The organism is Citrobacter sp. Cpo069 (assembly GCF_030332785.1).
In the GTDB taxonomy this organism is placed as follows: domain Bacteria; phylum Pseudomonadota; class Gammaproteobacteria; order Enterobacterales; family Enterobacteriaceae; genus Citrobacter; species Citrobacter portucalensis.
Genome location: NZ_JAOWHD010000046.1, coordinates 145,788 through 158,203, shown reverse-complemented (window position 1 = coordinate 158,203; position 12,416 = coordinate 145,788). Strand labels below are relative to the sequence as shown.

Genomic DNA, 12,416 nt, shown 5'->3' with positions numbered 1-12,416 from the left:
ACGTAGGCCGGATAAGCGCAGCACCATCCGGCAGTTCTTAAACGCCGTACGCTTCGCGATAGGCCCGTACTGCCACCAGATGCTCCGCCATCTCTGGTTTCTCTTCCAGATACGCAATCAGATCTTTCAGGGTAATGATAGAAATCACCTTACAGCCATAATCGCGTTCCACTTCCTGAATCGCGGAAATCTCGCCGCGACCGCGTTCCTGACGATCGAGAGAAATCAGTACCCCCGCCAGAGTGGCGCCATTCGCCTGGATAATTTCCATCGACTCACGAATCGCCGTACCTGCGGTGATAACATCATCCACCAGCATCACGCGTCCCTCTAGTGCGCTACCGACCAGATTCCCGCCTTCACCGTGGGTCTTCGCCTCTTTACGGTTAAAACAGTACGGCAAATCTTTATCATGGTGTTCCGCCAGCGCAACGGCCGTTGTGGTCGCAATCGGAATACCTTTGTAGGCAGGGCCAAACAGCAAATCGAACTCAATACCGGAATCCACCAGCGCTTCGGCATAAAAACGGCCTAACAGTGCCAGGTCGCGCCCGGTATTAAACAGCCCGGCGTTGAAGAAATAGGGGCTTTTGCGCCCGGATTTCAGCGTAAATTCGCCAAACTTTAGTACCTGCTTGCTAAGCGCAAACTCAATAAACTGGCGCTGATACGGTTTCATGGATTCGCTCCTCATCTCACTTTATTACAGACAAAAAAAAGGCGACTCATCAGTCGCCTTTAAAATCAATTTTCTAACGCCGCCTTCTGCGTCGCTACAATGGATTCGATTCCCCCTCGGGCCAATGCCAGTAGGGTGAGAAGTTCTTCATGGCTGAACGGTTCGCCTTCCGCCGTACCCTGAACCTCTATAATGCGACCGTCCTCAGTCATCACTACGTTCATGTCGGTTTCAGCAGCAGAGTCTTCAACATACTCAAGGTCACAGAGTGCTTCACCGTTCACAATGCCCACGGAAACCGCGGCGACCATCCCTTTCATCGGGTTAGTTTTCAGCTTACCGCTCGCCACCAGCTTGTTCAGCGCATCAGCCAACGCAACGCATGCGCCGGTAATTGATGCGGTGCGCGTACCGCCATCGGCCTGAATAACATCGCAGTCCAGCGTAATTGTGAATTCGCCGAGCGTTTTCAGGTCAACAGCTGCGCGCAGCGCGCGGGCGATCAGACGCTGGATTTCCATGGTACGACCGCCCTGCTTACCTTTTGCCGCTTCACGGGCGTTACGGGTGTGCGTAGCGCGTGGCAGCATGCCATATTCTGCGGTGATCCAGCCCTGGCCCTGACCTTTCAGAAAACGCGGTACGCCTTCATCAATAGAGGCGGTACACAGCACTTTGGTATCACCAAATTCGACCAGCACGGAGCCTTCAGCGTGTTTTGTATAATTACGGGTCAGGGTGACGGGACGCACCTGATTGGCACTACGACCTGCTGGACGCATGATAAAATCTCCGGCTTGAAACGAATGTGGCTGCGCATTATACGGACTTCCGACTGTTATTCCTATCCTGACAAGACGCGGATGGCTATAATCCTCCCATCTCATCTTTAAAAACAGGAACGTCTATGATCCGCAGCATGACCGCCTACGCCCGGCGTGAAATCAAGGGTGAATGGGGTAGCGCCACCTGGGAAATGCGCTCGGTAAACCAGCGTTATCTGGAAACTTATTTTCGCCTGCCGGAGCAGTTCCGTAGTCTCGAACCCGTTGTTCGCGAACGTATTCGCACGCGTCTGACGCGCGGTAAAGTCGAATGTACGCTGCGTTTTGAGCCTGATGCCAGCGCGCAAGGCGAGCTGATTCTGAATGAAAAACTCGCTAAACAGCTCGTTAGCGCTGCTAACTGGGTCAAAATGCAGAGCGATGAAGGTGAAATCAACCCGGTTGATATCCTGCGCTGGCCAGGCGTAATGGCTGCCCAGGAGCAGGATCTGGACGCCATTGCCGCCGAAATCCTCGCCGCGCTTGACGGTACGCTGGATGACTTCATCGTTGCGCGTGAAACCGAAGGTCAGGCGCTGAAGGCGCTGATCGAGCAGCGTCTGGAAGGCGTCAGTGCTGAAGTCACAAAAGTGCGTGCTCATATGCCGGAAATCCTGCAATGGCAGCGCGAGCGTCTGGTAGCCAAACTGGAAGACGCCCAGGTGCAGTTGGAAAATAACCGCCTTGAGCAAGAGTTGGTGCTGATGGCGCAACGTATCGATGTGGCGGAAGAATTAGATCGCCTGGAAGCCCACGTCAAAGAAACCTACAACATTCTGAAGAAAAAAGAGGCGGTTGGCCGTCGTCTGGACTTTATGATGCAGGAATTCAACCGTGAGTCGAACACTCTGGCATCGAAGTCTATCAATGCCGAAGTGACGAATTCCGCGATTGAACTGAAGGTACTGATCGAGCAAATGCGCGAGCAGATTCAGAACATCGAGTAACGTTTCACGCGATCTCGCGTTGTCTCATTAAGTCTCGTCAGGATAAAAAGGCCATTGTAAATCATGGCCTTTTTTGTTTTATATAGTCTCATGAAGTATCACTACAGCGCGTGTTCTGCGTGTACTTAAAGGTGTACTTATTCAGGTTTAAGTACACACGTTTAAGTACACCCCCTCTGATGATGAGAGACATATGGGAAAACTGACAGACATACAAATCCGTACATGGATTAGAAACAATGAGCACTTTGCGGGTCGCTCTGACGGGAATGGGCTATATATCTGTTTTCCAGAGACTTATAGCGCCCCATTCTGGCGATTTCGCTACAAAATGGCGGGCAAAGCCAGAGTTATGCTGATTGGCTATTACTCCAGTATTTCGCTCGCGAAAGCGCGGGAAATTGCTAAAGAACTTTCTGCCCGTGTCGCTCTGGGACATGACGTAGCGGGAGAGAAGCAGGAACGTAAGGCTGAAGCGCTGAAGAAGATGGAGGAGGAGAAACATGCACTCCGCGTTTCAGAACTGGCAGCAGAATACTTTGAACGTCAGATCCTCAATCGGTGGAAGCACCCCGACATTCTGCGCCGCCGCATAGACAAAGACATCAACCCCGCAATCGGGAATCACAGAATCGAAGATGTTAAACCCTGGCATATCGACGATATGCTACAAAAAATCGTCCAACGTGGCGCTCCTACAGTTGCCAATGACGTTCTTCGCTGGACTCGCCGTATTTTTGATTACGGTATCAAGCGACATATGCTTGAAAGCAATCCTACTAGTGCTTTTGAAATCTCAGATGCTGGCGGACAGGAGCAAAGCAGAGAACGCTGGCTGAGCCGTGACGAATTGATGAAGCTCTTTCAGGCGATGCCCATGACAAAAGGCTTCTCACGTCAAAACGAGCTGACAATGAAGCTTCTGCTGGTGTTCTGCTGCCGTAAGATGGAGCTTTGCGGCGCTCGCTGGGAGGAGTTCGATCTTGTTGAAGCGGTTTGGCACTTACCCGCAGAACGAGTTAAGAATGGTGATGCGATCGACATCCCTATCCCTGCACCAGCGCTTGAATGGCTAAAAGAGCTACACCAAATGTCGTGCAATAGCCAATGGGTACTTCCAGCAAGAAAGATGCAGCACCGGATGATTCCGCATATTCAAGAAAGCACACTGCCTGTTGCGTTAAGCAAGGTGAAGGGTAACCTCCCCGACGTACCTAATTTTACTATTCATGATTTTCGACGTACCGCGCGATCGCATCTGGCGGCATTAGGGGTTGACCCGGTAGTTGCAGAGCGCTGCCTGAATCACAGAATCAAAGGTGTTGAGGGGATTTATAACCGTTATCAGTATTTTGATGAGAGGAAGCAAGCGTTAGAATTGTGGGCTGACTTGCTTGTTTCTTTAGAAAGAGGTGGGGACTATAACGTGACACCGCTAAGGAAAGGGATTGCGTGACGATTTCTGCGCTTTACTTGCTCTGAAGAGAAGATCATATCCTCATACTGATTTTAGTTAACCACAAAAAAGGAATATATATAATACAATAACTTACAAGTATTACACCCTTTTCACCTTAGAATAAGAAAGCATTAGCCGTGACTTAACATCCTTAGACTAATGCTGACGCAAGCTGGTCACCAATGTTACCCTAAAGTTTTCTTCTTAACCTTATATAAGAAATGCTGCAAAAGCTATGACAAACCGCAATGCTGTTCTCGATATTGGCGCAAAACTTTGGTCGCTTTGCCACGTCCTGCGTGACGATGGTGTAACTTACCACGAATACCTTAACGAACTGACTTACCTCCTCTTCCTCAAAATGATGAAAGAGACCAGTGAGCAAGATCTACTCAAAGTTATAAAGGCCATTAGTCGCAAAAAAGACTCGCCAAAGGTGGAACAGCCCGGGATTCGCTGGGACGATCTGCTCAATACCCCATCGTCCGAGCGGTTAGATACTTACAAAGAAATGCTACTTGAGTATGACCTGCACGGCTGTAAGGCTGTTCAGGAAATTTACGCCAATGCTGACACCGTTATCAAAAAAGCTGCTACGCTAGACAAACTTGTTACAGAGATCGATGCATTAGACTGGTACAGCATTGGCCGAGATGATCTAGGAGACCTTTATGAGAGCCTTCTAGAGCGTAGTGCTGGAGAAAAGAAAAGTGGAGCTGGTCAGTATTTCACCCCACGCCATCTTATAGATAGTATTGTTGCGGTGATGAAACCACAACTCACCGACGTAATACAGGATCCAGCAGCAGGTACTGGTGGCTTTTTAATTGCTGTTAACAATTACCTGCGTGCCCACAATGATTTTTCCTGCCTCCCCAAGGATATCCTACGCAATTATCGCGAGCAGACTTTTTTTGGCATGGAAATAGTCAAGGACACTCACCGCTTGGCCTTAATGAATATGCTCTTGCACGGTCTCGAAGGCACCATAACTTACGGTGACACACTGAGTAACGACTGCAAGAAACTTCCGCCAGCCACGTTGATTCTTTCAAATCCGCCATTTGGTACAAAAAAGGGCGGTGGGCTACCTACCCGTGACGATCTGACTTATTCAACAAGCAACAAGCAACTAGCCTTCCTTCAGCATATTTATCAAGGGCTTAAACCAGGTGGTAGAGCCGCGGTGGTTCTACCCGATAATGTACTTTTCGAAGCCAATCTCGGTACAGATATTCGCCGTGATCTAATGCATAAGTGCAATCTCCATACTATCCTACGCCTGCCTCCAGGGATTTTTTACGCCCAAGGCGTAAATACCAATGTGCTATTTTTCACTCGAGGAAAAACCAACAAAGATAATACCAAAGAAGTTTGGTTCTATGACATGCGTACCAATATGCCTCAATTCGGCAAGCGTACCCCCTTCACTCGAGATTACTTCCGCACCCCTGTAGATGCTCCATCAGATATTCCGCGCGACAAGTTCGAAGATGTTTTCGGTGATGATCCTCAAGGAGGTCTTGAGGCCTTAGCTCGTCGTATCGATACTGGAGAGAATGGCCGGTGGCGTAAATTTACACGTGACGAGATCGCTGCCCGTGGTGATAACCTTAACATTAGTTGGCTTAAAGATGATGGCGTAGAAAGTAGCGAAGCCCAACGTGATGAACCAGCCATAGTTGCTCGTCTCGCCCTACGTGAGCTTAATGAAGCCGTCGCCGAACTTCGCACACTGCTCGAGGAACTTGGAGAAGATGCAGATCTGGCGCTCGATGATATCGCCCTTGACGTTGTTGAAAATAGTAGTGGGGCAACAAAATGAGTGGGTTTAAATGCCGGAGGCATATGTGAATAAATTACCAGATGGCTGGGTTACTGTCCCTCTAGGGAAGCTGCTCACTGCTATCGTAGGTGGGGGAACACCCAGTAAGGCGAACCCTGATTATTTCCAAGGTCCTATTCCATTCATGACCGTCAAGGACATGCATGGACGCTTTATTTCGGACACCCAAGATCATATTACAGAACAAGCGCTTGAGTTTAGCGCGAGCAACCTTATCCCAGCAGATACACTTGTAATTGCAAGCCGTATGTCGCTCGGCAAAATCGTTAGACCCCTAGTTCCAGTTGCGATTAACCAAGACCTAAAAGCACTTTTTTTACATGAGGGAATAAACAAAACTTACATCGAATACGCATGGCGGGATAAGGAAGCACTGATTCAGTCAATGGGCACCGGAACAACAGTTAAAGGCATCCGGTTAGAAGATATTCGTGGACTAAAACTATCTATTGCACCGAGTTCAGAGCAAACCAGGATCGCCAATCTGCTAGACAAGCTGCTTACACGTATTCAAGCCTGCAGCAATCATCTGGATACTATTCCCGCTTTGCTAAAGCGGTTTAGGCAGGCGGTTCTGGATGCTGCGACGTCCGGTATTTTAACTGAAGACTGGAAAAATGAAAGCAAGCACACATGGAGAATAGTCCAGTTATCTGATGTTGCCAGTGAATTCACATACGGGTCTGCTGCTAAATCTTCAAAAACAGGAACAATTCCCGTACTTCGTATGGGGAATATTCAGGATGGTCGTTTGGACTGGTCAGATTTGGTTTTCACTTCCGATCTTAAAGAAATTGATAAATATAGACTGTTTAAGGGTGACGTCCTATTCAACAGAACGAATAGTCCTGAATTAGTAGGTAAGACGGCTGTTTACCAAGGAGAACGTGACGCAATTTATGCAGGATACTTAATAAGAGTTCGCTGTTTACCAATGTTACGCCCCGAATACCTAAACTTTTGCTTGGGTAGCAAGGCTGGGCGGAGCTATTGCTGGTCAGTAAAATCTGATGGGGTGAGCCAATCTAATATTAATGCAAAGAAACTCGCTGCATTCAAATTATGGCTTCCTTCTATTCCGGAACAAGATGAGATCATTCGTCGTGTTGAAGTTCTTCAAAATTTAGCAGATCGTATCGAATCGAGTTATATCGTCGCAAGTAGCCAAGTACAACGCCTCATACCATTAGTGTTGTCGAAAGCTTTTCGCGGTGAATTGGTGCCACAGGATCCACAAGACGAGCCTGCTTCTGTACTTCTGAAGCGAATAGCAGAACATACTGAAAAACAAATTCCTCAGAAGAAAAAAGGTCGAGCTGCTAAGGAGAAGTCTATGCATAGTCCATCATCCAAAAGTCTTTCAGAAGTTATTAGTAGTATGGGAGAGAACCATTTTACATTTGAGGAACTTCGTAAAGAGGCCTCACGCGATTACGAATCCCTCAAAGATGAACTATTTGCACTTCTAGCAGACTCTGAATCAGGGTTAAAGCAGGAATTCGATGCTAATGCGTTAATGATGAAATTCAAGAGAGTACCTAAATGAAACTTCTCCGAGTACATATCATTTCCGCTAAATCGTGTGGCGGACTTCTGGATGGGCTAGATGTTCGCCTTCGCAATACTCCAGATTATGGGAACTCATTTGAGCCGCTGTGTTTGATTGGCCCTAATGGTGCCGGAAAGTCACAGTTCATACAGGTAATCGCGGAAGCCTTTCAATCCCTTTTTCATGCGGTCGTTCCTACTGAGGAACGCAGTGAAAGTAATAAAGATTTGTTATTCGAAATTGAATATATAATTTTTCAGGATGGCCATAAAGATCCAGTACATTTGCGAGCAAGCCGAGTACTTCCAGAAGGTCGACGTAAGCCAGTTATATCGATTTTAAAGAAACATGAATATGATTGGATAGAATGCGATTTATCTGATCCACCAACTGCATTGCTATTACCAAATAAAATTGTGGGATACACCTCTGGGGCAAATGAAACATTAAGTTTGCCGTTTCTCGTTTCCCGCAGTGGCTATGCGGATGAAGTGGGTAAAAGAGCGCTAGACCAGTCGTCATCTTCAGGATCTATACCTGATACTCGTCTGATGCTAATTGACTATGGAACACATCTTGAGGTGTTGGTAGCTAATTTGGTTCTTGGATCCGAGGAACAAAGAGCCGCTCTTCTCAATGATGCTCGTGTTGACGCACTGAATTCATTTCGATGTATTGTACAGCTCGCTCATTCAGCAGCTCCGAAATCATCCGGTAGTAAAGCTCGAAAAAGGTCTAGAAAGGGCATCCAACTAACTGATGAGTTAGAAGACTATCTCGATTTTCTGCAACGCTGTTCGACAAGTTATTATCATGATGAAACTAGTGATAGCTATATATTCGACTTTTTCGTAACAGAAGAGACTAGAAAAGCATTTTCTTCATTTTGGGCTGGTGCGCTTGAGCTTTATTCAGCATTGCACAAATTGGCTATGCTCAACGATTTAGCAATTCCTAAGACGACACGTGAGCGATTTAAACGAGAAACACAGAAAAGAAGTTTTGCATCTCGTCTCCCAGAACCACAAGACGAAGATAAAGTTTTCAGATTTGAGAGAGTGGTATTTGACGCGCAAGGTGGCCGTGGCTCAGTTGACTATGTTTCACTGTCAGATGGTGAACATCAGCAAGCTCAACTGCTAGGAATGATGAGTATGGTTTCTTTCCCGCAAGTACTTTTTCTCCTAGATGAACCGGAATCTCATTTTAATCCGAAATGGCGTGTAAAGCTGCTTTCAAAAATTCTCAACCTACCTACTGCAAATGGGATAAGAAGGGGTGGTGACTCTGCATCCATCCAAGATTGTGTATTGACAACCCATTCGCCATTTGTCCCTTCTGATATGCCAAGAGAACACGTTATTATTTTTGACAAGGATGTTGAAAGCGGTCGAATCGGGTGGCGGCATCCTAATATCGAGACTTTTGGTTCTACTTTTGATGCAATTTTGGCGGAATGTTTTGAAATCCGCCCACCTATTTCAGATGAGTCAATATCGTTAATCAAAGAGTTGAAAGCGTCCGATGATCCAGACATTATTCAAGAACGCATGCAAGAACTGGGTGATTCAGTCGAAAAAATACTACTTGCAGACCGAATTAGACAACTGAAACGTCAGTCAGGAGATTAGCATGTTGTTTAGCTATCCAGTCGAGGTCGCTGCTGAGAACTGGCTGCACGAAAGTGTTATAGCTGCAGTGGAAAACATTCATTCTCTAGTCGAGAGTAGAAAGCGAATGTTAACTTGGCCCAATATTCTCCCTGAGGCACATCGTAAAAAATTGGAGAGTAGATCAGGACTCAAAGACAGACTAAACTCTTACGCAAAAGCATTACGAAAATTGTCTGTTGTTGAACGCCAGCAGGTTCTCGCAGCGCTTGTTGCGCAAAATAAAATATCAGAACTGTTAAGCCGTCAATGTGATTGTGAGGATGTAGGACATCTACCAGAGGTGATTCGCAAACCAATCTTGTCCCTTTTTACTTTCGTATTTGGCCTTTTAACTGCTTACGAAGTTCGACAACGCCAATATATTGCACTATGTGCAAAGATCCCAGCCCGAGTTTGTCCATTTTGTGGCTGTGAAAGACTTGATGCACCAGGAGCTCCTCAAGAAGACTTGGACCACTATATTCCGCGCTCAAAGTATCCCTTTGCTGCGGCTAATTTACGAAATCTTGCTCCGATGGGTGGACGCTGTAATAGTGCCTATAAACATATGCAGGATCCCTTACGAAAGGAAAATGGCGCTAGACGGAGTGCATGTGACCCATATTCCACCACTGCCGTTAAAGTATCGCTTGATAATAGTGTTGTGAACGAGGCTAATGCTGGCCCCATCATAAATGAATGGATGATAGAGTTCACTCCGACAAATGAAGCAGTAGAAACGTGGGATGAACTCTTTCATATTAGGGAACGCTGGAAACGTGATGTGTTGGATGAAACTACATTTAATCAGTGGCTTGGTGATTTTCGAAATTATTGTCGAACAGCAAATCTTCAAATATTAAATGACAACGATATACAGGAAGCATTAGAACGTTATGAACTGTACGTTGCTGGTTCGGGGATAAGAGACTTAGCTTTCCTTAAATCAGCGATATTTAGGTTTTTGATGCGCCGATGTACTTTAGATTGCCAAAGGGTGGTTCCGATACTCCGCGATTTAGTAGGTGTATCTCAACCGGCTTAGTAAGATATTGTACAGCATACGAAGTCAATATCTCATAGAGAAAATTGATTGATACACTAAAGCGTAGCTTATAAATTATATAATATTATTATTTCAAATTACAGGCAAGTATCCTCACTTTTTTGCAGATACTTGCCTGATTAATTATTTTTTACTCCTCATCTATTTAACTAATAGAAAAACATTATAATAACTTTAACATCTGTAGTTTATAACATTAGCGGTACCAGCCATACACACACCCATATCGACTGCAGCTCAACTGTTTTCTCTCTTCTGTGCCAACCTCAATTGATTCATCGAGTTCTTCAAGCAACAAACAATATCATTATAGCGCCTGTTACAAATCTCTGGAGTCATTATTATCAATCGCATAGTTTGCATAACTCAAAAATATACGGGCTAGCTCCCGCATATCATTTTCAGTAACTGCCTCAATAACTTTATCACCTGATACGAGACCGGTTAAATAAATCTCATTGTTTTCTTCTCTAAAAATAAACCCCGAGTAAGGCCGCCCTGCGATTTTTATTTTAAAGCCATCATAACCTTTGTAACTTATTTTTTCTAGTGTTGTTAAATCAGGCAGTTCTAAAATTAAGGATAAACATTCATTAAGAGTATGGTATTCAAAATAACTTCCAAATCCATCTAGAAACAAAGTTGATTCCAACAGTCTCTTATCAAATCCTAACTTATAAACTTTGCTAGTATTCTTAGCAGATATTTCGTTAATGACTTCTTCAGGCTTCTTGTGAGTTCTATTATATTCCTGAGAATCTAACTCTCTCTTTATCTTATCTATTGCTTCGGAAAATTTAATATATTCAATCTTGCCGCTAAGATGATCAAAACATTCATTCCAAAGATAATCCATCTGCTTAGAATACATTTTCTCCATGCATTCAGCATCAGTACAGGCATTTCTCTTATCAATCCAATCTATTTGCGATTTTCTAATCTTAGATTTAGATCCTTCAGGCATGTCAGGACCCATAGCTATTTTATAGTTTTGGGATAGATAATCATCCAAACGACTTAACTTATGATCTGAGCAAATCATTTTTTCAACATTTGAAGTGGCTTTATTACAATCAAAAGAAGCAGCATAACTTGTACTGCAAGCCATCATTGAAAGAATGAATAAAGATTTTTTGTTTATGATACTTACCATGAGACATCCTTATTTTACAAACCTAATAAACATGTTTAAGAGAGCCATCAATTGTGTAGGTAGATGATATATATGGTGACTCGATGAGCCTGAACGTGCCTGCACCAACAATATGATTCATTACCCGAACATCCTGGAAGGATGATTTCTCATACGATTGTGCTCGGTGATAAAATGCAGAGTATGCAACAAGCCCCTCTCCCCAAGTAATATCTCTTGTGGGTCCAACAATCGCGTTACAAAAAGATTTATGAAAATTAAATAATTGTTCCGCTCCCCTACCGACTGAACAGCTAGAAAAGCAAATACATTTACCTCTTAATATAGGCCATGCTATACGATCAAAATCCCTCCATGTAATAAAACCCTCATCTGTTAAAATAAAACCATCACATGAGCCGTGAGCACTGATATGTACATATTTTATGTGCTCTCGTTGCGCTATCTTCAATGCTTTTACTAGCATTCCCTCATTAACAACTTCAGTACATTTTGCAGTTACTCCTTGTAACTCCAAAACCTTCCTTAGCGTATTTCCCTCGTATCTTTCATCATAAATATCCAGATCGCTGCGTGATTCAATAATAAGTATTTTTTGTTTTTGCATTACTTTTGCTCACAAAGACCCTCAATCATGGCCTTGTAACCGGTGTATCAACATGGACCATCCTTGATAAACATGGTTACAGTAAAAGCCATATGACTTCGCACATCTCAGTTCAGCACTTCATCAAATAGCCATAGAAGAGCAAAAACTCATTTATAATCCATAGAAGATGTTCATGCAAGAGCAAAAAGCCCACAAACTTCCATCTATAGACATTAAGGGGAGTGGTGGTATATGGCTCAGCTATCTTCAGATAGTGCAGATAAACAGGTAGGGCAGCGCATTCAGATGCGACGTAAAGAGCTAGGGATAACAGCACAGCACCTCGCCGAAGTTGTCGATATCTCTCATCAGCAACTCTCGCGCTATGAACGTGGTACAAACAAGATCAATGTGGCACATCTTGTTAACATCGCTATTAAATTAAATACACCTATTAGCTGGTTTTTTATTGACTGCTTTTCGACATTAGACAATGACGCCAAGAGTCAGCAAGATTTTGTGCCAGTCAAGGATGCTGATTTGAAAAATCGTTTTGATCAGATATGGCCTCGTTTAACACATGAACAGAGGCGCATATTAATAATGCTTCTTGATGAATACACTAAATAACAACAATAAGCTATGGCTATTT

Annotated in this window: 11 protein-coding genes; 7 read left to right on the top strand and 4 right to left on the bottom strand. The window is 44.5% G+C overall.

All coding sequences use genetic code 11. The features are described from left to right. Positions 1-37: 37 nt before the first annotated feature. Both pyrE and rph read right to left on the bottom strand, forming a co-directional pair. Positions 38-679, bottom strand: a complete 642-nt coding sequence (gene pyrE / locus OGY08_RS10355; RefSeq protein ID WP_003837602.1) for an orotate phosphoribosyltransferase — start codon at positions 677-679, stop codon at positions 38-40. Between the two features lie 65 nt (positions 680-744). Next, on the bottom strand, positions 745-1,461 hold the full coding sequence (gene rph, locus OGY08_RS10350; RefSeq protein WP_003024054.1) for a ribonuclease PH: 717 nt from the start codon (positions 1,459-1,461) through the stop codon (positions 745-747). A gap of 125 nt (positions 1,462-1,586) precedes the next feature. Here rph and OGY08_RS10345 point away from each other — a divergent pair, with 125 nt between their 5' ends. From OGY08_RS10345 to OGY08_RS10320, 6 genes are all read left to right on the top strand, one after another. Beyond that, positions 1,587-2,450: a YicC/YloC family endoribonuclease gene (locus OGY08_RS10345; protein WP_003024052.1), complete on the top strand. Its 864-nt coding sequence runs from the start codon at positions 1,587-1,589 to the stop codon at positions 2,448-2,450. Between the two features lie 193 nt (positions 2,451-2,643). Further along, a complete protein-coding gene (locus OGY08_RS10340) occupies positions 2,644-3,906 on the top strand; it encodes a tyrosine-type recombinase/integrase (RefSeq protein ID WP_125363609.1) in 1,263 nt (420 codons plus the stop codon). Positions 3,907-4,144: 238 nt separating this feature from the next. After that, positions 4,145-5,734 carry a class I SAM-dependent DNA methyltransferase gene (locus OGY08_RS10335; RefSeq protein ID WP_125363610.1) on the top strand — a complete coding sequence of 530 codons (1,590 nt, stop codon included), beginning with the start codon at positions 4,145-4,147 and terminating at the stop codon, positions 5,732-5,734. Between the two features lie 25 nt (positions 5,735-5,759). After that, positions 5,760-7,301 carry a restriction endonuclease subunit S gene (locus OGY08_RS10330; protein WP_286565881.1) on the top strand — a complete coding sequence of 514 codons (1,542 nt, stop codon included), beginning with the start codon at positions 5,760-5,762 and terminating at the stop codon, positions 7,299-7,301. Further along, positions 7,298-8,935 (top strand): restriction system-associated AAA family ATPase, encoded by a 1,638-nt coding sequence (locus OGY08_RS10325; RefSeq protein ID WP_286565880.1) that lies wholly within the window; start codon positions 7,298-7,300, stop codon positions 8,933-8,935. The genes OGY08_RS10330 and OGY08_RS10325 overlap by 4 nt, the downstream gene beginning before the upstream one ends. A 1-nt stretch (position 8,936) precedes the next feature. Further along, positions 8,937-10,001: a hypothetical protein gene (locus OGY08_RS10320; protein WP_286565879.1), complete on the top strand. Its 1,065-nt coding sequence runs from the start codon at positions 8,937-8,939 to the stop codon at positions 9,999-10,001. A gap of 340 nt (positions 10,002-10,341) precedes the next feature. Here the strand turns inward: OGY08_RS10320 and OGY08_RS10315 are convergent, their stop codons facing one another. Together OGY08_RS10315 and OGY08_RS10310 are read right to left on the bottom strand one after the other, a co-directional pair. Continuing rightward, positions 10,342-11,175 (bottom strand): lysozyme inhibitor LprI family protein, encoded by an 834-nt coding sequence (locus OGY08_RS10315; RefSeq protein WP_286565878.1) that lies wholly within the window; start codon positions 11,173-11,175, stop codon positions 10,342-10,344. A gap of 22 nt (positions 11,176-11,197) precedes the next feature. Then, positions 11,198-11,782 carry a hypothetical protein gene (locus tag OGY08_RS10310; protein WP_286565877.1) on the bottom strand — a complete coding sequence of 195 codons (585 nt, stop codon included), beginning with the start codon at positions 11,780-11,782 and terminating at the stop codon, positions 11,198-11,200. Positions 11,783-12,016: 234 nt separating this feature from the next. On the opposite strand from OGY08_RS10310, the gene OGY08_RS10305 reads away from it, so the two are divergent. Then, positions 12,017-12,394 carry a helix-turn-helix domain-containing protein gene (locus tag OGY08_RS10305; RefSeq protein WP_038635399.1) on the top strand — a complete coding sequence of 126 codons (378 nt, stop codon included), beginning with the start codon at positions 12,017-12,019 and terminating at the stop codon, positions 12,392-12,394. The last annotated feature ends 22 nt before the right edge of the window (positions 12,395-12,416 follow it).